The following is a 25972-nucleotide window of genomic DNA, read 5'->3' on the forward strand; positions in this document are numbered from 1 at the left end:
ATGAATTGACTGATAAAGTCGGTTTTATTTGTGTCGCCCTGGCATGGATAGAACCGGCTTTTTATTATCAGTGTTGGAGGATTTTAGGAGTTATGAATAAGACACGTCGTTTAACAATTGTGGCATTACTGTCTGCTATTTCATTTGTATTAATGATTTTTCCACAATTTCCAATTTTACCTGGCGCAAGTTTTTTAAAAATTGATTTTTCAATTGTGCCAGTGTTACTAGGGGCATTGTTATTAGGCTTAAAGCAAGGATATTTAATTTTGATTTTACGATCAGTTTTAAAATTATTGCTTAATAATGAGGGACCAGGTGATTTAATTGGAATACCAATGAATATCGTTGGTATGGCGATGCTTATTACGATTATTGTTGTTGTAATGAATAAAAAGCAGGTAACGAAAGGCAGCTTTGCAATGGGTGGTCTATTAGGAACAATTGGTTTAACCATTAGTATGGTTATTCTAAACTATATTTATGCCGTACCGCTTTATGCCGTATTTGCAAATTTTGATATTAAGGCAACGATTGGTATGGGGCAATACCTACTTTGGATGGTTGTACCATTTAATTTGATTGAGGGACTTATCTTGAGTACTGTATCTGCATTAGTCTTTTTCTCAATTCGCCATGTTTTGGCACGTATGCATTCACAGTTAAATTAATTAATGTAAACAATATGGCATAAGGTAAAGCTACCTTGTACATATGCTTAGGGTTGTTAATCCTACCGTATTAAAACGGTTAGATTAATAATCCTTTTTATTTGTTTAAAAATGCTAATATAAATAATTATTTTCATGAAGACAATGTGATATGCTTGGTGCTATGTTATAGCATAATATGATAGTGAAAAAACATTTTTAGGGAATTGTTTTTTCGATTTTTTGATTTTAGATGTAGAATTTAAGATATAAATATTTTTAAAACATTAAAATAGATTGATGATCATCATGGAAGGTGGATCAACGGGTGGTAAATGAATTTTTAATAACACTTTTTTCATCTGTACAAGCGCGTCGAAAACGTGTTATTTTTGGCTTGTTAAAGCGTCGTTTAACGGTATCAACCGAGTATTGGGGATTGCGTTACAATTTATTAACGTACGTGGGGTTGTTTCCACATTTAGATCAGCATATTTTTGATCAACAAATTGCACAATTTGTAGAACAGGCACTTTTAATTGAAATAGGTACAGATACAAATCAATTTTTATTAACAGACAAAGGGCAGGCTGCTAAACAAGCGTACCAAGCAAAACATTATCAAATACAGTATATGACAATTGCAACACAACCATTATCAAATGTGCGTGATTTTCAACAAGCTTTTTGGCTAGCTAATCAAGTCATTTCAGAAAGTGCTTATCAAAATAAACGCTACTATCCATTGCAAGTTGATTTACAGACAAAAAATTTAGTCAAACATTGGTATCGAAAAGTATATCAAAACGATATTATCAGCGAATGGGTGACTGGTATAACTGAATTTTTAAAACAGTTACCCCCGATAACAGCAAACCAATTAGCTGCAACATGGGTTGGTCATCAAACGCCAGGACTTAATTTAGAACAACTTGGTTTACCAACAGTGTGGACAGCCATAGATTTTTATTTATGGGAACTTGATTTATTTGCTTACTGGCAACAGTTTTTAAGTCAAAAACAAGATAATAAACAAGTATTAGTGACATTATGGCAGCTAACACAACGCCAAACGTTTTTGTCGCCTGGCATTCAAACGACTGTACAACAAGTGTGCCAAGGAGTTTCAATGACTACTATTAGTCAACAACGGCACTTAAAGATTGGCACTGTGCGGGAACATTTATTGACAGCAGCAATTCGTTTGCCCAAACAGAATTTCCCGTATGATTTATTCTTAACGAGGGATGTTGTTGCATATTTACAGAATCATTTGGATGGCAGTATTGATGAATGGCGATTTACTGATGTTCGTACTTCGGATGATCCGTTAGAATTCTTTTTGTTTCGCCTTTATGAAATTTATTTGACAAAAAAGAGGTGAGCGGGCATGACACAAATTAATTTAAAACAAGTTTTACAAAAACAGTTTGGCTTTGAAAATTTTAAAACTGGTCAAGAAGAAATTTTAACGGCTTTGATGGCACAACAATCAACGTTGGCAGTTTTACCAACAGGTGGTGGTAAAACGTTAATTTATCAAATGATGGGTGCACTACGTCCAGGATTAGTTGTGATTGTGACCCCTTTATTATCGCTAATGCAAGATCAAGTTGCTCGTTTAAATTATTTAGGGGAGAAGCAAGTTGTAGCGCTAAATTCTAATTTAACATTTCAAGAGAAACAGTCTATTTTAAACAATTTAGCACGCTACCATTTTATCTTTGTTTCACCAGAAACACTGAATCAAGAGGCTGTGAAAATAGCTTTACAACGGACCATGATTAATTTAATGGTAATTGATGAGGCGCATACAATGGTGACCTGGGGCCAAGATTTTCGGCCTGATTATCTAGCGTTACCACAAATTCATATACAATTAAATGAACCGCAATTATTGTTATTAACGGCAACTGCGACGCCCAATATGATGCAAGAAATCGTAGCCAGTTTTAATCCAACAGCCAAAAATTGGTTTATCTATCAACAACCAGTTGATCGACCTAATATTTTTTTACACAATGAACAATTAGCTAATGAAGCAATAAAAAAGCAACGGTTAAAAACTTTGGTTCAAACAACCCAAGGACCAGGAATTGTTTATTTTACATCTAGAAAATTAGCAACAAGTATGGCGGAATGGTTGTCAGATGAGACTGGCTTAAATGTGGTGGCTTACCATGCTGGAATGGACGCAATTTCCCGTTATCGTGTGCAACAACAATTCATGCAAGGGGATATTGATGTTATTACAGCTACGTCAGCATTTGGTATGGGAATTGATAAAGAAGATGTTCGTTTTGTTATTCATTATCATTTGAGCAATGATTTAGCGAATTATTTGCAAGAAATTGGCCGTGCTGGTCGTGATGGTAAACAATCTGTCGCCATTTTATTATATGTTGTAGGTGATGAATCGATCCAATTTAACTTGATTGACCAATCAATCCCGAGTGAATCTATCGTCAAAGCTTACTTGGATCGGGATGAAAAAACGCAAATAACAGAAGAACAGATTAAATTACTGACAGAATATCGTCACCAAGGTTTGTCGACGACTAGTATTGTTGAATTATTCGCCAATCGCAAAAAACTGCGACAAAATAAATTGCAGCATATGATAGATTATGCGCAAGCAAAAACACAGTTACGTAACAGTATTAGTCAATATTTTGGCAATGATACGCAGCACTTGTCACAAGATACAGAAAGTGTGGGTGTGACAGCGTGGCAGCCAGAACAACTAAATTTAGCACGTCAAGAAATAAATGGCCATATAACAAAGGTGTCAGAGTGGTCGCAACAGTTGAAAAAACTATTTAATTTACAGTAAAGATTTGGTGTGACACTAACTGTTTTTTAGAAGGTTAGTGTATGATATAATATAGTGAAAAATAAAGGTAAAGTAAGGAGAGTCACTAATCATGACCGAAAAGAAGAATGAAGAACAGCCATGGGAGGCATCTTTCAAAGATGAAACGACTAAGCAGTATTCAAGAACACAAAATCGACGTAAGTCGCAACGTGTTAGCATGGTTGTCGGAATTTTGGTACTGATTGTGATTGTTTTGTCTTTTGTGCCTGTTTATAAATATTTACAGGAATTAAACAAGCCTGCCGATGCTACTACAAATACTGAATTACCGGTTGCATCATCTAAGAAAACAACAACATCAACCAAAAAAGTAACTGATACGGCAAAATCAGAATCAAAAGCTAAAGTGGCAGCATCTAAATCATCAGTGGCAGCATCTAAATCAGAAAAGGCTGCTGAAAAGAAAGCGGCGGCAGCAAAAGAATCATCAGAAAAAGCAGCAGCGCAAGCTTCATCTGAGGCAGCCTCTTCTGAAGCAGCGGCTTCATCTGAGGCAGCTGCATCATCAGAGGCGGCGGCATCTTCTGAAGAAGAAGCCAAGACAGTACCGTTTGATTCGGGAACCTTGTACAGTTTTGCAGTGGCTAATGGGACAACGCCTGAAGAATTATATGCCATGAACCCTGGCTTGAATGCAAGTAACTATGCCACTTTTTATGGTAAGGGGCTAAAAGTAAAATAAGTTTGTGAACGTCTGACATTTGTTAGACGTTTTTTTATATACCCCCTAGTGTTTCTTAGTAATTAAGCGTAAAATAGTATGAATAATAGATTGAATGAGGATGTAAAGCATGAACCCAATTCAGATTGCAATTGATGGACCAGCATCTGCTGGCAAATCAACGATTGCTAAAATTTTAGCAACCGATTTAAATTTTGTATATGTAGATACAGGTGCAATGTATCGTGTTGTTACGCTTGCTGCGATGCGAAAAAACATCGTATTACAAGATGAAGCAGCAGTGGCAGCAGTGCTACCAAATATTAATATTTCGTTTAAACCTGGTAATCCAGTGCAACGAGTATTTTTAAATGATGAGGAAGTAACAGCAGAAATTCGCTCAGTAGACGTTACGGCGAATGTTTCAGTTGTATCTGCTTATGCTGCAGTTCGTCAGGCCATGACTGATTTACAGCGTGATATTGCAGCTGGTGGTGGCGTTGTTATGGACGGCCGTGATATTGGGACAACAGTCTTACCAAATGCAGCAGTTAAAATCTTTTTAATTGCTTCTGTTCATGAAAGAGCTGTCCGTCGTTTTAAAGAAAATCAAGCTAAGGGTATGGATACAACCTTAGAAGATTTGGAAGCGGCAATTGAAAAAAGGGATTATTTAGATTCACACCGTGAAATTTCACCTTTGAAAAAGGCAACTGATGCTATTGAATTGGACACAACGGGTCTGTCGATTGCAGAAGTTGTTGATAGTGTGAAACGCATTATTGCAACTAAATAATAAAATGAATCATAACATTGAAAAAAATGTAAAAAAGCACTAGCAAAATATAGCAATATTAGGTATAATGCTATTAGAGTCGTGTGACCAGGAGGATATATTGTAATGAACGAAGAGAACAACGAGCTATTGGCAGCTCTTGACAGCGTAGCTGAAGTTAAAGTTGGCGATGTAGTTAAGGGTGAAGTCTTGGCAATTGATGATAATCGTCAAGTTATCGTAGGTATTGAAGGTGCCGGTGTTGAAGGTGTAATTCCTTTGCGCGAATTGACAACTGACCGCGATGCGGACGTGAATGACCTTGTCAAGGTTGGAGACGTGTTGGATTTGGTAGTAGTTTCTACTATCGGTTCTGACAAGGAAGGTGGATCATACCTATTGTCAAAGCGTCGACTAGAAGCTCGTCGTGCTTGGGAAGAAATCGCAAGCAAGCACAGTGTTGATGACATTGTGGAAGCACCAGTAACGCAAGCCGTTAAGGGTGGTTTGGTTGTTGATGTTGAAGGTGTACGTGGATTCGTACCAGCTTCAATGATTGAGAACCGTTTCGTGCAAGATTTGAACCAATACAAGGGTCAAACTATCCGTGCAAAGATTATTGAAATCAATGCAGCAGATAGCCGTTTGATCTTGTCACGTCGTGATGTGTTGAACGAAGAGCGCTCAGCTGCTTTGGCACGCGTCTTTGACGAACTATCAGTTGGGGATGTTATTGAAGGTAAAGTTGCTCGTATGACTAACTTCGGTGCATTCGTTGACCTTGGTGGTGTTGATGGTTTGGTTCACGTTTCTGAAATCTCACACGAACGCGTTTCACAACCTTCAGACGTTTTGTCAGTTGGTGAAGAAGTTAAGGTTAAGGTTTTGGGATTGGATCCAGAACGTGAGCGTATTTCATTGTCAATTAAGGCAACGCAACCAGGTCCTTGGGATGCAGCAGCACAACAAGCTCCAGAAGGTACAGTTCTAGAAGGAACTGTTAAGCGTGTCGTTGACTTTGGTGCTTTCGTTGAAGTCTTCCCAGGTGTTGAAGGTTTGGTTCACGTTTCACAAATCTCACACAAGCACATCGCTAACCCTAGTGATGTTTTGACAGCTGGTGATAAGGTTCAAGTTAAGGTTTTGGATGTTAATCCAGAACGTCAACGTTTATCATTGTCAATTAAGGCATTGGAAGAAGCACCTGCACGTGAGGAAAATGATCGTCCTCGTCGCGCACGTCGCCCACGCCAATCAGCTCCAACTAACTACTCAACTTCAGAAGAAGAAGGTTCAGCAACGTTGGGTGATGCCTTTGGTGACATCTTTAAAGATTTTAACTAAGCATTAAAATAGTTTCAAACAGTTAGAGGCTGAGACATACATTGTCTCAGCCTCTAATTTTTGTTTCAAATTAATCCATGTTAAGATTAGATATACTAAATATGAAGTAAAACAAATTACAATAATATTTGTAATTTAGAAAAGAGGCTAATATGGGATTTCCTGTTGTGGCGGTTGTTGGTCGTCCAAATGTTGGTAAGTCAACAATATTTAACCGTATTGCGGGTGATCGAATTTCAATTGTGGAGGATACACCAGGTGTAACACGTGATCGTATCTATACACGTGCTGAATGGTTAACACATGAATTTCGATTAATTGATACAGGTGGAATTGACATGGGTGATGAGCCTTTCATGTCACAAATAGTACAACAAGCTGAAATTGCAATTGATGAAGCTGATGTTATTATTTTTATGGTGTCAGCACGTGAAGGATTAACGGAAGCTGATGAACGTGTTGCAAAAATTTTGTATCGTTCAAAAAAGCCAGTTGTTCTAGCAGTTAACAAAGTTGATAATATTGAATTACGTTCTGAAATTTATGAGTTTTATGCATTAGGTTTTGGTGATCCGTACCCTATTTCAGGTGCGCATGGAACTGGTTTAGGTGACTTACTGGATAAAGTTGTTGATAATTTTCCTGACGTTGAAGCCCAAGAAGAGGACGATGCTGTTCGTTTTTCATTTATTGGACGTCCAAATGTTGGTAAGTCATCGTTGGTTAATGCCATGCTAGGAGAAGAGCGTGTAATTGTTTCTGATATATCAGGAACCACACGTGATGCAATCGATACGCGCTTTACTTCTGCTGAAGGTGATGAGTTTGTAATGGTTGATACAGCAGGTATTCGTAAGCGTGGTAAAGTATACGAATCTACTGAAAAGTACTCAGTTATGCGTGCTATGCGTGCCATTGATGATTCAAACGTTGTATTAATGGTTTTGAATGCCGAAGAAGGAATTCGTGATCAAGATAAGCACGTTGCTGGTTATGCACACGAAGCCGGCCGTGCGGTTATTATTGTCGTTAATAAGTGGGATACGCTTGAAAAAGATAATCACACGATGGCAGATTTTGAAAATCAAATTAGACAAGAATTCCAATATTTGTCATATGCACCAATTGTTTTTGTATCAGCATTGACTAAACAACGCCTTAATAAGCTACCAGAATTAATTAAGCAAGTGAATGAAAATCATCAAAAGCGTATTCAATCAGCAACATTGAATGATGTGATTATGGATGCCTTGGCATTGAACCCAACGTCAACGGTTAATGGTAAGCGATTACGTGTATACTATGCCACACAAGTTGCTATTCAACCACCAACATTTGTTGTGTTTGTCAATGAACCTGAATTGATGCATTTCTCATATGAGCGTTTCTTAGAGAACCAAATTCGTAAGTCATTTGACTTTACGGGTACGCCAATTCACTTAATCAAAAGAGCACGAAAATAAAAATAACCTTAATATTCAACAGAATATGATTATTTTTAGCTAAATGTTTAAAAAAATATGAAAAAGCCTATTATATCAACGTTTTAAGACATTTTTTACTTGTAAGATAGTGCTAACTATGATATTCTAAATATCGAAATCTAATTACAGATTCAATCTGAAATTATTGACATTCAGTCAATATAACTATGCAGGAGGAAATTAAAATGGCTAACAAGCAAGAATTAGTAACTGATGTTGCAACAGCAACTGGTTTGACAAAGAAGGATGCAACTGCTGCAGTTGATGCAGTATTTGCTTCAATCCAAGATACTTTGGCAAAAGGTGAAAAAGTTCAATTAATTGGCTTTGGTAACTTTGAAGTACGTTCTCGTGCAGCTCGTAAGGGTCGCAACCCACAAACTGGTGAGGAAATTGAGATCGCTGCATCAAAGATTCCTGCATTCAAGCCTGGTAAGGCTTTGAAGGATGCTATCAAGTAAGTATCATGAAAAAGAAGTTGTGTTTACGCATAACTTCTTTTTTTTGTATACTTTTTTAAAAGTGTAACCAGATGAATATGTTTACATTAGTTGAATTGTGCTAAAATTAAATTTAATTACGATACAAATTTAATTAATATAAAAGGGGTAGTGAGATGGCGATTGGGAAAATGATAACGATTGCTGGCTCTGATATTTTAGCTGGTGGTGGTATTCAGGCGGATTTAGCGACTTTTAATGAATATGGCTTGTTTGGATTAAGCGCAATAACGAGTATTGTCACAGTTACGAAAACTGATTTTGATATTCATGCTGTGCCGATAAAAGTTTTGGCAGAACAACTAGCATCATTGGGCCAACTAACGGATGTTAAGGGCATTAAAGTTGGGCTATTACCGACAGTCGCACATATTGAATTAGTAAGTGATTTTTTGCGGGCAAATGGTCAACATATTCCAGTAGTAATTGATCCTGTAATGGCGTTTAAAGAAACAGATACGATTAATGTTAGTGAGCTGACACGAGCAATTATAGAAAAACTCTTGCCATTAGCAACAGTGGTAACGCCTAATTTGATTGAGGCACAATTGTTGACACAACAAACGATTACGTCTGAAACTGAGTTGTTAGTGGCGGCAAAAACACTACACCAGCTTGGTGCACAAACAGTTGTTGTTAAGGGCGGTATGCGCTTGCCTGGGGATAATGCAACAGATGCAATTGTGACTGATAAGACACAAAAGTTAGTGAAATTACAAAAATTAATGCAACCATTTAATAATGGCGCTGGTTGTACATTTTCATCAGCTATTGCTAGTCAGCTAGCGCAAGGTGAAACACCTTTAAATGCGATTAGTGATGCGAAAAATTTTGTGCATGAAGGCATCTTGCAAGGTGTTAGGCTAAACGATGCATTTGAGGTTGGCAATGTTTGGCAGGCAGCACGTCGTTATAAAGGGATAGAGAAATGAAAACAAAACAGATAACAATTGGCGCGGTCTTAATTGCTGTAAATATTGTATTAAGCTATGTTGCAAAATTACCAACACCGACGGGATTTGTTTCTTTAGTTGAAGCGGGTATTTTTATTGGTGCTTGGCATTTTGGCCCTAAAATGGGCTTGGCTGTTGGTGGATTGACCGGATTTTTATTAGATTTATTTGCGGGTTACCCACAGTGGATGTTTTTTTCACTTATTATTCATGGATTAGAAGGTTGGATTATTGGACACTTTAATGTTAAAAAAGCAGTCAGTGTTCGGATTATTGGAAACTTGTGTGGTAGTTTTACGATGATATTTGGTTACTGGCTGGCGGGTAGCTTTTTGCTATGGATAACCGGTGGGACTAAAATGTCAATACAAACAGCTATGTTAGCTGGCTTAACAGATGTGCCAGCTAACATCATGCAAGTATTAGTAGGCTTTATTGTAGCCTTACTTGTCAGCGTGCCATTACGTAAGTGGATTCGTTAATTAGAAGATTAAAAGCTGCCACAATGGGGCAGTTTTTTATTTGGTTTTTAGAAGGAGAGCACAATGTTGGAGAAAAAATCACATCAAGTTGTTATATTATTAACGATTAGTCTAATGCTAATGAGTAGTATTATGCGTGCACCGATTACAACAATGCCGCTAATGCTACCACAAATTGCTGAGTCGTTGCATGTTGCTCAGAGTCAGCTAGGAATTATTACGACGATTCCCTTAATCATGTTTTTGCTTATTTCAAATTTTGCAACTAAAACAATGGTGAAATTTGGCCTTAATCGTGCACTTATGTTGTCGTTGTTAAGTATTATTGTTGGGTCAATATTGCGTATGTTGGTTAATATGCCATTAATTTTACTAGGTACTGCTTTAATTGGAATTGGTATTGCACATTTGAACGTATTAATGCCACCATTTGTAGCGACTTATTTTCCTAATAAAATTGGTTTGTATACGTCAGTTTACTCGCTTGCAATCATGGTTGGATCAGCAGTATTTAGTTTAATTACAGCACCTGTGGTAGCAGTATCTGGTTGGCAAGGTGTCATGGGGTTATTGGTATTAGTACCGGCAATTACTTTAGTGTTATGGTTTTGGACGACTAAAAAATTGTGCCAACAGCCAATGAGACGATACCGGCTAATCAAACAGGGCAACCTAAAGAACATTTACGTGTCTGGTCAAATTATAAAGCTTGGCCATTCTTATTTGTTTTTGGTGTACAAGCAACGGTTAATTATACGACAGTTGCTTGGCTACCATCTATGATGTTGCAACATGGTGTTCCTAATGGGGTGATGACAATTTTTATGTCGTTATATTCATTTGTGGGTATGCCATTATCAATTATATTACCAACAGTATTTTTAACATTGAAGGCAAAAGGTACAACTTGGGTTTCATTAGGTGCAGGTATGGTAGCATTACTTAGTGTTGTGATGTTATTTCACACGCAAACCAAGTCGGTTGTCTTTTGGGGCATTGTAACAATATTAATTGGTGCATCGACTGCTTTTTTCTTTTTGTTTTCATTAACAATGTTTGCAAGTAAAACACAATCACCAGTACAAACAGCTCGTTTATCTGGTATGGCACAAGCTGGTGGTTATTTTATATCAGCATTTGGGCCTATTTTATATGGGCACGCTTTTGATGCTAATCCAGCAGGAAAGATTCAAAATATTGTTTACCTAATTTTGGTTTTGTTAATGATTGTGTCTGCAGTTATGATTGCACACACAAAAAATGTGTTTGACGAATAATTATGAATGGGGAGTAATTGACGATGAAATTTTTACATACAGCTGATTGGCATATTGGTAAGGAGTTGGGTGGCTTCTCTTTGTTACCAGAGCAGCAAACTGCTTATGAACAAATTCGTGATATTGCATTATCTGAAAAGGTTGATGGTGTAATTATTGCTGGCGACTTATATGACCGTGGTATTGCACCAACAGCCGCAGTTAATAGTTTGGAAGGTATGTTGAAAGATTTGAATATTAATCATCATCTACCAATCTATGCCGTTTCAGGAAATCATGATGGTGCGACTCGTTTAGGTGCTGGTCGTGAGTGGCGCCAACAAAATGAATTATATCTTAACACAACGTTAGCAGATGCCTTTACACCAATCGAAACGGCTGATACGCAAATATTTTTATTGCCTTTTATTGAACCAGCAATGGCTCGGGTTTATTACCAAATTCCAGAATCACAAGCTCGTCAATATCAAACGATTAATCAAGTGATGCCAAGGATTATTGCGGATATGGTAGCAAAATTTGATCCGCAGAAGAATCATTTATTAGTTACACATTATTATGTCACAGGCAGTAAAAACCAAGATTATGAATTAACAAGTGAAACAAATTCGCAGGTTGGGGGATTACGAAGCCTTGATGATATGATGTTCAAAGATTTTGACTATGTTGCGCTAGGACATTTGCACTTGAAGCAAGCTAGTCCCAGTGAAACTGTTCGTTATTCAGGTTCACCAATAAAATTTAATACTAAAGAAGCGCAAACACAAAAAGGGGTTTATATTGTTGAAATTAACGAACATGTTGTGACCACAACTTGGCATCCGTTAATCCCGAAAAAAGATTTAATTTTATTGGCGGAACCGTTTGATACATTGATTGATCCTAATTTTTATGGTCAATATGAACGTGGTCATAAAAATTATTTCAGCATTAAAATTCAAGGCTTGGCGAATGCAACAAATGCTAGAGCAACGTTAGCTAAAATTTATGGTGATGTTGTTGAAGTGCAATATGATTTGCCGACTTTAGTGGCTGATAAACAGGGAATACCAGAAATTGCGGCAGATGCAGATGGTGCTGATGATAAATTAATTGCTGCATTTTATAACTATGTGACAGGTACAAATCTAAATGATAATCAGCAACGATTGGTAGATGATACATTGAGTGATTTGTATCAACAAGAGGAGGAGTAAGATGCGTCCTTTAAAATTACAATTAAATAACTTTGGTCCGTATGATGAAACAACGATTGATTTCATGAAATTTACAGAATCGAAATTATTTCTAATTACTGGTGATACGGGTGCTGGTAAGACAACCATTTTTGATGGGATGACATATGCATTGTTTGGTAAAGGTACGGGTGAGCGTAGCCCAGAAGACATGCGTAGTGAGTTTGCCAATGGCCTGGCTAAAACGATGGTTACTTTTTGGTTTGAACATAATGGTCACTTTTATGAGATTCGGCGGACACCAACGCAACAATTGAAGAAAAAACGTGGTGCAAAGTCCGATGATGATACGACAACTCATCAGGCAACTGCGTCGTTAATCGAAGTTGATGAAACGTTAGAGACACCATTAGAGGCATTGGGCGATAAAGCGAAGATAGTTAATGATCAAATTGAAGAATTATTACATTTAAATGCTGATCAGTTTCGTAAGATTATTTTGCTTCCGCAAGATAAATTTCGAGAATTTTTAAGTGCGCAAAGTGATGAAAAGATGGTTATTTTGCGTCAGCTTTTTGGCACTACTATTTTTGATGATTTTGTTAATAATTTAAAAGATCAGCAAAAGCAATCGGGTCAAGCGTTGGAAAAATTAGCGACACAACGTGATGAAAAGTTACAACAAGTTAAGTGGTCACAACCTGATATTGAAGATGTTGCGCCCACTGCTACTGAAAAAATTCAGGTTTTGGGTCAGCTAAATACAGATATGACCGCTGAAATTGAGCAACAAACTGAAATTTTAAGTCAAGCTCAGACTCAACTAGCAGCATTGCATGGTGAGCAACAAAAGGGCCGTCAGATTATTGACCAATTGGATCAACTTGAGCAGAAAAAAACTGTATTAAACGAACAATATGAACAAAAGGATCGTATTGCACAACAAAAAGAAACGTTAGCAACATTATCTTGGGGTGTGGCGCAACAACCATTAGTTACCCAACAAAGGTATCTGCATAATCAATATCAGCAACAGATTAGTGAAAAGCAGAAGTTATCAACGGCGCTTGATGAATTGGAGACGCAACAGCAAACTTTAGCTGATGCGCAAACTGAACTTAAGCAGCAAGCGAGTGTTGTTGAGACTAATCAACAGTTGTCTAAGCAGATTCAAGAGAACTTGTTACCAAAGGCACGGCAATTAGTAACGTTACGCGACAAGGGTAAAAATATTGCTGATGAGATTAAAATGTTATACGCACAAGGAGAAGAACTTGAGCAAACATCTCAAAAGTTAGATGCTGTTATCACGACGCAATCTGATAATTTGGCACGCTATCAGAAAAATGCAGCTTATGAAAGTGAATTAGCTAATCGAAAATATCAATTTGATCAGTTAATTAATCATCAACATGCCTTTGAACAGAATAAAAAAGATGCGCAAACTAAAAAAGAACAGGTTACTGTGCTGAAACAAAAGGTTGCAACAGCGGTGCAGAATCAAGCAGATAAAAAACAGGATCTACAAGACAAGGCGTCGTTACGGCGTGATATCTTAATTCAACAATTACAACAAGAACTCGTTGATGGTGAACCTTGTGTTATCTGTGGTCAAATTTATCATGCACAAGCTCATCATGACCATGCTGATGCACAGAGTACTTATGCAGATTTGGCTGATGCTATTCAAGCAGTTTCTGATAGTGAAAAAGCTGAACAAACGGCAACTGTACAATTAACAAAATTGCAAACGGATTTAGAAAATAATCAAACGCAATTGATGGAGCTGACAGATAAGGTCACAGCTGATAATGATACATTAGAGAAAGAATATGCAACATTTAAGCAGGATTGGCAACAATTGTTTATATCATCATCAGAAACTTTTGTAACGTTACCTGATGTATTTGATGAAACACGACTTACCGGTTGTTTTGAACAAGCAATAACTTTTGTAAAGCATGCTAAAAATGAGGCCGCTGATTTACAAGCGCGAGTAACCGATAGTCAAAATCAATTGCAGAATATTCAAACACAGGTCATTACAAATGAGCAAAAAGTTGTGGCAAAAACTGATAGTAAGCAAGCTTACGATGCAGAAATTAAGCAAATTGTTGCATCAGAAACAACGCTCAAATCCGTAGCTGAATATGAAACAATGCTGCAAAAATTACAAGCAGAACAGCAGCAATATGATGATCAAGTTAAAAAAGTGCATGATCAAGTTTTGACTAACCAACAAGCTCAAGTTGAAAAGCAGGCGCAAAAGACATCGTTAGAAGAAAAAATAACGACAACAGCAACTGACATTGAGACACTAGAACAACAAATTGTAACGGCAATCACTGATGGTCCTGTTGATAGTCAACAAACATTTGATGAATTGCTTAATGTCTTACAGGAGCAACCTGATAAAATAAATCAACTAACGCAGAATATCACGAAGTATCAGACGACTGTGACGCAATTACAACAAGATATTACTAATTTGGAAAAGGTTTTAGGGGATGTCTCTAGGCCAAATATGGCGAAAATACAGGCAGCCATTGATCAACAGCAAACGTTAGTAAATCAGTTGATAGAAGATAATGCCACGAAGAAATCAGTATTGGCACAACAAAAACAAATTGAAACAACGGTAAAAGCATTACAAGATAAATGGGAGCAGCAACAGGTAGTAGGGAAAGATTTATTGACGTTAACGCAAGCGGTTGATGGTAATAATGCAAAACGCTTACGCCTTGAACCATTTATTTTGCGCCGTTTCTTGTTTGATGTTTTAGATTATGCTAATCATCATTATATTGGTACCTTATCCGGTGGACGTTATCAATTCATCTTGTCAGATCGACAAGGTGGGCGCTCTAATCAAAATGGTCTAGATATTGATATTTATGATCAAGACGGTGGTAAAATACGTGCTACCAGTACGTTGTCGGGTGGCGAATCATTTATTTCGGCCTTATCAATTGCTTTGTCTATGGCCGAAGTGGTGCAACGAAGAGCAGGTGGTGCTAAAATTGATGCTTTGTTTATTGATGAAGGATTTGGATCACTTGATGAACGAACGCTATCACAAGCGATGGAAGCCCTTAGCTTAGTGGAGCAAAGTGGTCGCTTAGTTGGTATTATTTCGCATGTTACTTCGATGAAACAACAAATCCCACAACAATTACAGGTTAAAAAATTAGGTGATGGACGAAGCCAATTAAGTCTTCGTACTTTATAAAAATGTTTAAATAAAAGCCGCTAATCTACCGAAATTGGATAGATTGGCGACTTTTTAAATTTATACGATTAAAAATACCAGCCATATGGGGCTTGCTTAATCATCTGATCAATAGCTAATTGGTGTTGCGTGTTGTACATCTGAGGGTGATCTGATAGTGGTACGTATGATAACGAGAGTGTTTCATCCCCATCCGCCTTTAATTGACCACCAATTTGCTCAACTTCAAAAAGGGTCATTGGAATCTGAGCTTTATCCCCAGTGGGGAAGATGTGATGAAAATTAGTATCAATCCCAATTAGCGCTTTAATTTGAACATCGATACCAGCTTCTTCTTTAAACTCGCGAATAAGTGAGGTCATTGCCGATTCGCCAATGTTTTGCATACCACCAACTAAACTCCAGCCAATTTCACCATCCCCACGTTGTTCAAGTAAAACTTTCTGGCGTGTTTCATCGAATAAAACGCCTGCGACACCAGGCATAATAATTTCGTCATGACCGATTTTTTGGCGAATATTTTTGAAATATTGTTCCATAACCATTTTGATAATTCCCCCTGTAATCATTTAACGACTGCTTCACTTAATCATATCATATTGGCTAAAAACTTAAATGGCTCTTATGGTACAATTAATGTATCTATATTTTATTGAGGAGAACTGCATGATTACATCATTTTTGGTCCTTGAAATCGCGATGTTCGCGACTTTTTTATGGGCAAAAAAATTAAAACTGGGTAAGTTAGATTGGTTAGCCGTTGCTGGCTTAACTATTTTAAACGCAATTTTTGTTTATTGGTGGATGCCGGTGCCAACACTATCACAATTGGTGATGCCGGTAGCATTAGAGACAACACTAATTAGTATTTGGACATTATTAATTGGTAGTGCCACTGTGGTAATTGAGAAAGTTACAACAAAAAAGCATGACCGCATGGCGCTAAATATCACTTTGTGGCCATTTGTTATTCCGTTGATTGCAATTGGTATTTCAGTAGTGGCAGGTGTGTCAAAATCTTTGACAGTTCGACCAATGTATCATTCGGTGCAGGCTACTAAGCAAAAAGAAGCGCCATTGACTAAAGATGATCAACCAATTGCTTTGTCTGCACAAGCAGCACAGAATATGATGAAAAAAGCCTTTTCGCAGGTTCCAGATTCGTCAATGTATGAGCTAGGTGATCTATCAGCACAATACATCAAAGGTAAGCCTTATTACGTTGCACCAGTTGAGTTTAATGGCTTTGTTTCATGGTTTATGAATCGTGAACTACCGGGATATTTTGTTGTTTCAGCAACAGATATTAACGATACGGCCCATTTTGTGAAGGAAAAAATGGCTTATTCTGAAACAAGTTGGTTCTCACATAGTATCGCACGTAAGATTTATATGGCAAATCCACGTTACCAACAAGTTGGTGAACCTATTCTTGAAGTAGATAATAGTGGTCAAACTTACTGGGTCCAAACATTGTTAAATGTACGTTGGGCTGGTCAAGTGATGTTTAATAACATTCATGTCGCAATCACAAATGCTAATACGGGTAAGACTGAAGTTTACAAGACTAAGGATTTGCCTAAGTGGGTTGATGTGGGTGTTTCTCCTGAAGCAGCAACTTTGATGAATCGTACATATGGTAATCCATATGCATTTAATTTCCGTCATAAGAACCAAATCAAGCCAACTGAGAACGGTTCAGAAAGTGGTGTCACACCAATGTTTAATGTGAATGGATCATTGGCATACTTTGATGATTTCACAACAGTTAGATCAAATGCTGATTCTGATAAAGGTTATTCATTAATTGATACGCGTTCTGGTAAGTTACGTTTCTATACTGGTAAGAATGTCGGTATTATGGATTCTGAGGGTGCTATGAAGGTTGCTAAGCAATTGCATCCACAAAATAAGTGGCACGGGTCAAATCCGGTTATTATGAATATTGATGGAACACCAACTTGGGTTGTTTCAATGATGGACAATAATGAACGTTTCCGTGAATATGCTTATATTAAAGGTGCTGATCAAAACGTTATTGGTGAAGGTGCTAATGCCTCAGATGCATTGGCATCATACCGCAATGCTTTAGCTGGCAGTGCCCAGTCAGCCGCTGCTAGTGATCAAAAAGTTAAAATTAAAAAGATTACTGGTAAAGTTGGTCGTGTTAACACCAATGCAACCTTAAATGGTAAGCAGGTGGTAGTGTTTAAATTAGTTGATGATGACACGCTATACACCTTGGATCCATCACAAAAGCAGGATGCATTGTTATTGCAAGAAAATGATCAAGTAGAACTAAAGGTTAAAGCCATTGCTGGTGCGTCGGTTGCTAATGTCGTGACTTTGACTAACAAATCTTTAAAGTAAATAATAAACAGGTTAGATAAAATGGGACAAGGAACAATTAAATCAAATGACTTTGCACGTGGTGCTGCTAAACAAGGAAAAACCACGGTCGAACAGAAAAAAGCTACCCGTCAAGCTTTATTAGAGAAAGCTAAGCAAAAAGCACAACAAAATAAAAAATAACATCGTATTATGAAAGGACGCTCTAATGGCTAGTTTTGCAGAACGTATGCTTGATGAATTATCAAGTGGACAATTAGATGCTGCTAAAAAATCATTTGCATCATCACTACGTTATGACGATGATGATACAATTTATTCATTAGCAGAAGAATTATATGGTTTAGGATTTTCAAACCAAGCCAAACGGGCCTATCAAAAATTATTGGATAAGTATCCAGATGAAGACCAACTACGGACAGCTTTGGCTGATATTGCCATTGATGACGATGATACTGATAAGGCATTGATGTACCTTTCAGAAATTTCTACGGATTCGACAGCTTATCTAGAGTCATTGTTAGTTGCTGCTGATTTATACCAATCAGAAGGTCTTACTGAGGCGGCTGAAGATAAATTGTTAACAGCTTATCAATTAGATAATCAAGAGCCAATTATTCAATTTGCGTTAGCTGAGTTTTACTTTGCTACTGGTAAATATCAAACAGCGATTCCAAATTATCGTCAATTGATTAAAGCGGGTGAACGTTATTTCTCAGGATTAGATATTGTATCGCGCATTGGTGTTGCGTATGCACTTGTTGGCAATTTTGATAATGCATTGGGTTACTTAGAACAAATTAAAGAAGCTGATATGACACCAGATGTTCGCTTCCAATTGGGATTGACTTATGCAACAAATCCTGAAAATTGGCAAAAAGCGATCAAGACGTTTACGCAATTGCGTGATTTAGATGCATCTTATGCTGGTGTGTATGAACCATTAGCACAACTTTATATGGACACGCATGAACCAGATAAGGCCTTGGTAACATATCAAGAAGGTATTGCAGTTGATCCGTTTAATGTTAAGTTCTACCAAGAAGGTGCTAAGATTGCAGCGGAGCTAGGGGAAGAAGAACAAGCTAAGTCATTGTATCAAGAAGGATTAGAGAATGTTCCGGATGATGCAATACTTATTACAAGTTATTCAGACTTTTTAGTTCAAAATGATGATCATGTTGGTAACATTAACTTGCTGAACGAATACTTCTCTAATGATGATACGGATATTAATCCGCAATTGTATTGGAACTTGGCACAAAGTTATACAGCTTTGGAAGACTTTGACATGGCAACGAAGTATTGGGAAGCAGCGTTACCATCATTTATGGATACAGCTGAATTCTTGAAGCCGGCTTACTATTACTTCAGAAATGAAGGGGAGCGTGAGCTGGCATTACGTGCCTTACAAGCTTATGTTCAGTTGGTACCAGATGATTTTGATATGGTTTCGGCTTTGCAAAATGAAGTTGATCAAGAATTATAAATAAAAGAGTCCTATATTAGGAAAACAAGCTTATGTTCTCCTGGTATAGGACGTTTTTTATTGTTATTAGGCAGTTTGTCACAGTGTGTTTAAAAATGTATAATGTGAATATTAGAAAATAATAAGATACAGAAACGAGGATGAATAATGGACGCTTGGCATTTGTCAAAACGTTTAGCGGCAGTAGCCAATTTTGTACCTGATGGAGCCCGTTTGGCTGATATTGGGTCAGATCATGCTTATTTACCAGCTAATTTATTATTAAATAATCAAATATCGTTTGCGATTGCAGGTGAAGTGGCACCTGGACCGCTTGCTAACGTGAAATCTGAAGTACAGCGTCATCGATTAGGCGATCGTTTAATACCACGTTTAGCTGATGGCTTGGCTGCCATCGAAACCAACGATTTAATTGATACAGTTGTCATTGCCGGCATGGGCGGACGCTTGATTTGTCAAATTTTGACTGATGGCCAATTAGAGACTAAGCGCTATCACCGTTTGGTTTTACAACCTAACATTGATGTTGATTTAGTACGTACTTGGTTATCAGAAAATGGTTATCGTTTAGTAGATGAAGCAGTTGTTGCTGACGAAGGACATTATTATGAAATTTTGGTAGCTGAACCGGGAAATGTAACTTACTCAGCGCGTGAATTACAATTTGGTCCTTATCATCTAACAGAACCGTCAGCAGCTTGGACGGAAAAATGGCAACGTGAAGCTAACAGAATTGAAAGTATTATGAAGAATCTGGAAACTGCTGATAAAACCGATACGGAAGCATATCAATCTTATCAACATGAATTACAAACCATTATGGAGGCGTTAGTTTATGCAAGCCGATAAGCTTATTGCGCAAATTGCAGCATACGCACCGAAAGAATTGGCGTGGGAAAAAGATCCAATTGGCTTACAACTTGGGGATGCTAAACAAGAAATTCATCGTATTATGACGACTTTAGACGTTCGTCCAGAAGTGGTGCAAGAAGCTATTGATAAAGATGTTGATTTTATCTTTGCACATCATCCCATGATTTTTAAACCAGCTAAGAATTTAGACTTAAGCGTTCCACAAAACAAGATGTATGCCGATTTGATTAAACACAATATTGTGGTTTATGCAGCACATACCAATTTAGATGCTGCTAAAGGTGGGATGAATGATTGGCTATCTGAGGCGCTAAAACTTCAAAATGTCACGCCATTGATTCCAAATGCAGATGGTCAGACTGGATTGGGCCGAATTGGAACATTGGTACAACCACAAACTGTAGCCGAATATGCAGCGTTTATTCGCGACCTATTCCAGGTTAAGGCAGTGCGCGTGATTGCAAAAGATTTAAAACGTCCTATTCAACGAATTGCAGTGCTTGGTGGTGACGGTGGGGATGAGTATCCAGCTGCTTTAGCTGCTGGTGCTGATGCCTATGTTACGGCTGATTTTTATTATCATACTGCGCATGATGTTTTGGCAGATGATTTTGTGGTCATTGATCCTGATCATCATATGGAAGCTATTGCTAAAGATAAGATGGTTAGTCTGATTAAAAAATGGCAACAAGAAAATCATTGGGACATCGATGATGTATTTTCATCAACAATTAATACAGATCCATATACTTATATTTAAAGAAAGAGATTTAACATGACAGAAGAAAAATATCCTAATTTAATTAATCGCTTTATTGATTACGTGAAGGTTAATACACAATCAAATGAGGATTCACAGACAGTTCCTTCAGATCCTAAAGAAGTTGCTTTTCTGAAAGATTTGGCAGCTGAATTAGAAGAAATCGGTTTAGAAAATGTTCGTACCATGGCTGACGGTTATGTATTTGCAGAATTAGCTGCTAATACTGATAAAGAAGTACCAACAATTGGCTTTATTTCACACGTTGACACAGCTGACTTTACTGCTGAAAATGTACAACCACAGTTTGTCACTGATTATGATGGTGAATCGGAGATTAAATTAAATGATGAATATTCATTAACAGTGGAAGATTTTCCTTCATTAAAGAAATATGAAGGTCATACATTAATTACAACTGATGGTACAACATTGTTAGGTGCCGATGATAAAGCCGGTGTTGCTGAAATTATTTCAGCTGCTGAATATCTAATCGCGCACCCAGAAGCTAAGCATGGTAAGTTGGTCTTTGCTTTTGGACCTGATGAAGAAATCGGTATTGGTGCTGATAATTTCCACGTTGCTGAATTTGGCGCAGACTTTGCTTACACAGTTGATGGTGGCCCATTGGGTGAACTTGAATGGGAAACATTCTCGGCTGCTTCAGCAGTAATTGAAATCCAAGGACGTAACGTACACCCAGGAACAGCTAAGGATACAATGGTTAATGCATTACAGGTAGCCATTGATGTACATAATGCATTGCCGGCAGGTGACCGACCAGAATTGACAGAAGGTCGTGAAGGTTTCTTCCATTTGTTGAGTTTGACAGGAACTCCTGAAGATGCGCGCATGGATTACATTATCCGTGACCATGATCGTCAACAATTCGAAGCTCGTAAGACTTTGATGACTGAAATTGTTGATCGTTTGAATAAAGAATTGGGTGTTGATCGTATTAAGTTGACTTTGAAAGATCAATATTACAACATGGGTGAAGTGCTAAAGGATGATATGACATCTGTTGATTTAGCAGCTGAAGCGATGCGTCAGTTGGATATTGAACCAATTATTGAACCAGTTCGTGGTGGTACTGATGGCTCAAAGATTACATTCCTAGGATTACCAACACCTAACTTGTTTGCTGGTGGTGAAAATATGCATGGTCGCTATGAGTATGTTTCAACGACAGTTATGCAACAAGCGGCTGATACAGTTGTTAAAATTGCAACACTAAACGCTGAATAATTAACTAAGTATATTTTAAGTTATCCTAGGTACTGTAGTTAGACTAAAGTTGGGAGAATTTAAATGTTTTTATTATTAATTGTTATATTAGCTGTTTGGATTGGCTGGAGTGTCCGCTTACGACGTACTAAAAAAATGATAGCTCGCAATATAAATGCAGCAAATGCTAGGCATAATTTTCAACCGGGTGCTGATGTTTTTGACGGAGAGTTTGAAGAAGTCAAAAACAAACATTAAATTGCTTTTATCGGTTTAAGCCACTTAAAAACCGTAATATTTGCGCTATATACTATTTTATGGTAGTGTATAGCGCTTTTTTTTGGTAAAATAAATTAGATGTTTATCATAAAATGTGAAAATAAGGTAGGCATACAAAGACACGGGGGATTCAACTAAATGAAAAAGTTGTTGATTGCAAACCGAGGTGAAATTGCTGTTCGCTTAATTCGAGCAGCTAAGGAACTCGGAATAAAAACGGTAGCAATCTTTGCAAAAGAAGATGAATTTGCCGTTCATCGTTTTAAGGCTGATGAAGCATATCAAGTTGGTGCAGGCAAAGCCCCAATTGCTGCATATTTGGATATTGATGATATTATCCGTATTGCAAAGCAAGCCGGTGCCGATGCAATTCATCCAGGTTATGGTTTTCTATCAGAGAACGCTGATTTTGCAGCTGCAGTTGAAGCAGCTGGTATTAAATTTGTCGGTCCAAAAGTTGAACATTTAAAAATATTTGGTGACAAAATTGTTGCTAAGCAAACAGCTATAAAGGCTGATGTACCAACAGTTCCTGGTACAGATCATCCCGTTGCGGATGTCGCTGAGGCATTAGCTTTTGGTGAAACGCATGGGTATCCATTGTTTGTTAAGTCAGCTGCTGGTGGTGGTGGCCGTGGTATGCGAGTTGTTGAGCATGCTGAAGAACTTAAAGAAGCGTTTGAACGTGCTGCTTCGGAAGCACAACAAAGTTTTGGTAAGCCTGATATTTATTTAGAGAAATATCTAAAGGATCCACAACACGTTGAAATCCAAATTTTAGCTGATGAACATGGGGAGGTTATGCATCTATTCGAGCGTGACTCATCCGTTCAACGTCGCCATCAAAAAATTATTGAATTTGCACCGGCGGTTTCAGTATCTGTTAATATGCGACAACGTATTCAAGATGCTGCACTACGTTTAATGCGTAGTGTTGACTATCAAAATGCCGGTACGGTTGAATTTTTAGTAGAGGGTGATAATTTTTATTTCATTGAAGTTAACCCACGTGTTCAGGTTGAACATACCGTTACAGAAGAGGTGACGGGTGTCGATATCGTTAAATCACAACTTTTAATTGCTCAGGGCTATCGTCTACATGAAGCTCCATTGAATATCCCGATGCAAGACCAATTAACAGCTAATGGTGTTGCAATTCAATCACGTATTACAACAGAAGATCCAGCTAATGATTTCATGCCTGATACAGGTAAAATTGAGTGGTATCGTTCACCAGGTGGAACTGGTGTCCGTTTAGATGCAGGTAATGTATTTGCAGGCGCAACGGTTACACCATATTTTGATTCACTATTAGTTAAGTTAGTGACACGCGGATCTGATTTTACAGCGGCTGTTGATAAAATGCAGCGCGCATTGGATGAGTTTGTTATTCGTGGCGTGAAAACAAATATTCCATTCTTGAAGAATGTTTTTGCGCATCCAACATTTAGAAGTGCTTCAGCACCAACAACTTTTGTTGATAAGCACACTGAATTATTTGAAATTTTGCCAGACAAGGATCCTGAACGTAAGGTATTACGCTATGTTGCCGAGACGACTGTTAACGGGTTCCCAGGTTTGGATCATAACCGACCAAGAATTTATACCGCAAACACTATTGAACCAGCTAAAGACATTGTTTTGCCAAGTGATTTGGTAACTGCTAAGGATGTTTTAGATAGTAAAGGTCCACAGGGTGTGGTTGATTGGTTGAAACAACAAGATAAGGTATTGCTAACAGATACTACAATGCGAGATGCCCATCAATCGTTGTTTGCAACACGCTTGCGTACAAAAGATATGGCAGCTATTGCAACAGATGTACAAAATGCATTGCCTAATTTATTCTCAAGTGAGATGTGGGGAGGTGCTACTTTTGACACAGCTTATCGTTTCTTGGGAGAAAATCCTTGGGAACGTTTGCGTATCCTACGTGAGAAGATGCCACGTACATTGACACAAATGTTGTTTAGAGGTTCTAACGCTGTTGGTTATCAAAATTATCCAGATAATGTATTGCAAGAATTCATTAAATTAGCAGCAACTAATGGGATGGACGTATTCCGTATCTTTGATAGTTTGAACTGGTTACCACAGATGGAAAAGTCAATTCAATATGTTCGTGATAATAATAAACTTGCTGAAGTTGCCATGGCATATACAGGTGATATCTTAGATACAAGTCGTACAAAGTATAATTTGAAGTATTACACTGATTTTGCACAAGAATTAGTTGATGCTGGTGCACACATTATTGCGATTAAGGATATGGCTGGACTATTAAAGCCAGAGGCTGCTTATCAATTAGTTAGTGCATTGAAAGATACAGTCGATGTGCCAATTCATCTACACACACATGATACGACTGGTAATGGTGTGTACACCTATGCACGCGCGGTTGATGCGGGTGTTGATATTATTGATGTGGCAATGTCCGCTTTCTCTGGTGCAACGTCACAACCTTCAATGGGGGCAGTTTATTATTCATTAAGTGGTAATAAGCGTCAACCTGAAGTAAATGTTGATGCTGCAAATAAAATTAATGATTATTGGACGAGTGTGCGCCCTTATTATCGTGACTTTGCGAGTGCAACAAGCAGTACACAAACGGATATTTTCAAAGTTGAAATGCCTGGTGGTCAGTATTCTAACTTACAACAACAAGCACAAGCGTTACGCTTAGGAGATCGCTGGTCTGATATTAAGAAGATGTACGTTACAGTTAATAAAATGTTCGGCGATATTATTAAGGTGACACCATCATCTAAGGTTGTTGGGGATATGACTTTGTTCATGATTCAAAATGATTTGACGCCTGAAAAGGTTCTTGCTGAAGGGCAAACAATTGATTTCCCACAATCAGTCGTTGATTTCTTTGCCGGCGATTTGGGACAACCTGTTGGTGGTTTCCCTAAGGAGCTACAATCAGTTGTTTTGAAGGGACGCAAACCCATTACTGTACGTCCAGGTGCTTTAAGTGAACCCGTAGACTTTGCGCAACAAGAAGCAACTCTGGCACGTAAGTTAAAGCGTCAGCCAACGCCAGAAGAAGTAATTTCTTATATTTTGTATCCAAAGGTTTTCTTGGATTATGTTGCTAAATTTGATAACTTCGGTCCAATGACATTGCTTGATACACCAACTTTTTTCCAAGGAATGCGTATAGGTGAACGAGTAGATGTCCAATTAGGCACTGGCAAAACAGCTATTTTCCAACTTGATGAAATTGGTGAACCAAGTGCTAAAGGTATTCGGACGCTTTACTTTGATGTTAACGGAACACCATTAGAAGTTGATGTACAAGATGCAAGTGTTCAAACAACAACAATAGTAAGACGTAAAGCCGAGCCAACTAATGAAAATGAGATTGGTGCCACTATGGCGGGCAGTGTCTTGTCAGTTGATGTGGTTGATGGCCAGACGTTTAAGCAAGGTGATACGTTGTTGGTTACCGAGGCAATGAAGATGGAAACAACCATTCAAGCACCATTTAACGGTATTGTTAAGCAAATTCATGTTGCTGATGGTGATGTCGTTGACGGTGGTGATTTATTATTAGAGATAGAATCTAATTAAATTATTAGTGATGA

General features: G+C 37.8%; 23 protein-coding genes. 22 read left to right on the forward strand and 1 reads right to left on the reverse strand.

Annotated features, from left to right (window positions below):
- Window positions 1-92: 92 nt before the first annotated feature.
- The 14 genes from G7Y65_RS03340 (at window position 93) to G7Y65_RS03405 (ending at window position 15405) form a co-directional block, all read left to right on the forward strand.
- Window positions 93-671, forward strand: coding sequence for an ECF transporter S component (locus G7Y65_RS03340; RefSeq protein ID WP_042493862.1), 579 nt, complete (start codon window positions 93-95; stop codon window positions 669-671).
- A 307-nt stretch (window positions 672-978) separates the two neighbouring features.
- Entirely contained in the window at window positions 979-2034 is a 1056-nt protein-coding gene (locus G7Y65_RS03345; RefSeq protein ID WP_238334171.1) for a helix-turn-helix domain-containing protein, read from the forward strand.
- 6 nt (window positions 2035-2040) lie between these two features.
- A complete protein-coding gene (locus tag G7Y65_RS03350) occupies window positions 2041-3483 on the forward strand; it encodes a RecQ family ATP-dependent DNA helicase (protein ID WP_165314608.1) in 1443 nt (480 codons plus the stop codon).
- A 91-nt stretch (window positions 3484-3574) separates the two neighbouring features.
- Window positions 3575-4207, forward strand: a complete 633-nt coding sequence (locus G7Y65_RS03355; protein ID WP_137600563.1) for a LysM peptidoglycan-binding domain-containing protein — start codon at window positions 3575-3577, stop codon at window positions 4205-4207.
- A 109-nt stretch (window positions 4208-4316) separates the two neighbouring features.
- Window positions 4317-4982 (forward strand): (d)CMP kinase, encoded by a 666-nt coding sequence (cmk, locus tag G7Y65_RS03360; RefSeq protein ID WP_137600562.1) that lies wholly within the window; start codon window positions 4317-4319, stop codon window positions 4980-4982.
- 105 nt (window positions 4983-5087) lie between these two features.
- Entirely contained in the window at window positions 5088-6305 is a 1218-nt protein-coding gene (gene rpsA / locus G7Y65_RS03365; RefSeq protein ID WP_042493874.1) for a 30S ribosomal protein S1, read from the forward strand.
- A 152-nt stretch (window positions 6306-6457) separates the two neighbouring features.
- Window positions 6458-7768, forward strand: coding sequence for a ribosome biogenesis GTPase Der (gene der, locus G7Y65_RS03370; protein ID WP_074427742.1), 1311 nt, complete (start codon window positions 6458-6460; stop codon window positions 7766-7768).
- 206 nt (window positions 7769-7974) lie between these two features.
- Window positions 7975-8250, forward strand: coding sequence for a non-specific DNA-binding protein Hbs (gene hbs, locus G7Y65_RS03375; RefSeq protein WP_042493879.1), 276 nt, complete (start codon window positions 7975-7977; stop codon window positions 8248-8250).
- Window positions 8251-8405: 155 nt separating this feature from the next.
- Window positions 8406-9221, forward strand: a complete 816-nt coding sequence (locus tag G7Y65_RS03380) for a bifunctional hydroxymethylpyrimidine kinase/phosphomethylpyrimidine kinase (protein ID WP_137600560.1) — start codon at window positions 8406-8408, stop codon at window positions 9219-9221.
- On the forward strand, window positions 9218-9724 hold the full coding sequence (locus G7Y65_RS03385) for an ECF transporter S component (protein ID WP_137600559.1): 507 nt from the start codon (window positions 9218-9220) through the stop codon (window positions 9722-9724). The genes G7Y65_RS03380 and G7Y65_RS03385 overlap by 4 nt, the downstream gene beginning before the upstream one ends.
- 63 nt (window positions 9725-9787) lie before the next feature.
- On the forward strand, window positions 9788-10507 hold the full coding sequence (locus G7Y65_RS03390; RefSeq protein ID WP_165314609.1) for an MFS transporter: 720 nt from the start codon (window positions 9788-9790) through the stop codon (window positions 10505-10507).
- On the forward strand, window positions 10504-11001 hold the full coding sequence (locus tag G7Y65_RS03395) for an MFS transporter (RefSeq protein WP_165314611.1): 498 nt from the start codon (window positions 10504-10506) through the stop codon (window positions 10999-11001). The genes G7Y65_RS03390 and G7Y65_RS03395 overlap by 4 nt, the downstream gene beginning before the upstream one ends.
- 23 nt (window positions 11002-11024) lie before the next feature.
- Window positions 11025-12197 carry a metallophosphoesterase family protein gene (locus tag G7Y65_RS03400; RefSeq protein WP_165314612.1) on the forward strand — a complete coding sequence of 391 codons (1173 nt, stop codon included), beginning with the start codon at window positions 11025-11027 and terminating at the stop codon, window positions 12195-12197.
- 1 nt (window position 12198) lies between these two features.
- Window positions 12199-15405, forward strand: coding sequence for an AAA family ATPase (locus tag G7Y65_RS03405; RefSeq protein ID WP_165314613.1), 3207 nt, complete (start codon window positions 12199-12201; stop codon window positions 15403-15405).
- 68 nt (window positions 15406-15473) lie between these two features.
- On the opposite strand, the gene G7Y65_RS03410 is transcribed toward G7Y65_RS03405, so the two are convergent.
- The gene (locus tag G7Y65_RS03410; protein WP_052348440.1) at window positions 15474-15950 is read right to left on the reverse strand and encodes an NUDIX domain-containing protein; all 477 of its coding nucleotides are present in this window, start codon (window positions 15948-15950) and stop codon (window positions 15474-15476) included.
- 121 nt (window positions 15951-16071) lie between these two features.
- Here G7Y65_RS03410 and G7Y65_RS03415 point away from each other — a divergent pair, with 121 nt between their 5' ends.
- From G7Y65_RS03415 to G7Y65_RS03450, 8 genes are all read left to right on the forward strand, one after another.
- Window positions 16072-17775, forward strand: coding sequence for a hypothetical protein (locus tag G7Y65_RS03415; protein WP_042493893.1), 1704 nt, complete (start codon window positions 16072-16074; stop codon window positions 17773-17775).
- A 21-nt stretch (window positions 17776-17796) separates the two neighbouring features.
- Window positions 17797-17937: a hypothetical protein gene (locus G7Y65_RS03420; protein WP_165207084.1), complete on the forward strand. Its 141-nt coding sequence runs from the start codon at window positions 17797-17799 to the stop codon at window positions 17935-17937.
- Between the two features lie 25 nt (window positions 17938-17962).
- Window positions 17963-19243 (forward strand): tetratricopeptide repeat protein, encoded by a 1281-nt coding sequence (locus tag G7Y65_RS03425; protein WP_165314615.1) that lies wholly within the window; start codon window positions 17963-17965, stop codon window positions 19241-19243.
- Window positions 19244-19390: 147 nt separating this feature from the next.
- Entirely contained in the window at window positions 19391-20092 is a 702-nt protein-coding gene (locus G7Y65_RS03430; protein WP_042493897.1) for a tRNA (adenine(22)-N(1))-methyltransferase, read from the forward strand.
- Window positions 20079-20876, forward strand: a complete 798-nt coding sequence (locus G7Y65_RS03435; protein WP_165314619.1) for a Nif3-like dinuclear metal center hexameric protein — start codon at window positions 20079-20081, stop codon at window positions 20874-20876. The genes G7Y65_RS03430 and G7Y65_RS03435 overlap by 14 nt, the downstream gene beginning before the upstream one ends.
- A 15-nt stretch (window positions 20877-20891) precedes the next feature.
- Complete coding sequence (gene pepT, locus G7Y65_RS03440; protein WP_042493902.1) at window positions 20892-22124, forward strand: peptidase T; 1233 nt, start codon at window positions 20892-20894, stop codon at window positions 22122-22124.
- Between the two features lie 63 nt (window positions 22125-22187).
- Window positions 22188-22361 carry a hypothetical protein gene (locus G7Y65_RS03445; RefSeq protein WP_165314621.1) on the forward strand — a complete coding sequence of 58 codons (174 nt, stop codon included), beginning with the start codon at window positions 22188-22190 and terminating at the stop codon, window positions 22359-22361.
- Between the two features lie 159 nt (window positions 22362-22520).
- A complete protein-coding gene (locus tag G7Y65_RS03450) occupies window positions 22521-25958 on the forward strand; it encodes a pyruvate carboxylase (protein WP_165314623.1) in 3438 nt (1145 codons plus the stop codon).
- Window positions 25959-25972: the final 14 nt, after the last annotated feature.

Source organism: Weissella sagaensis, from assembly GCF_010306265.1.
Lineage (GTDB): Bacteria > Bacillota > Bacilli > Lactobacillales > Lactobacillaceae > Weissella > Weissella sagaensis.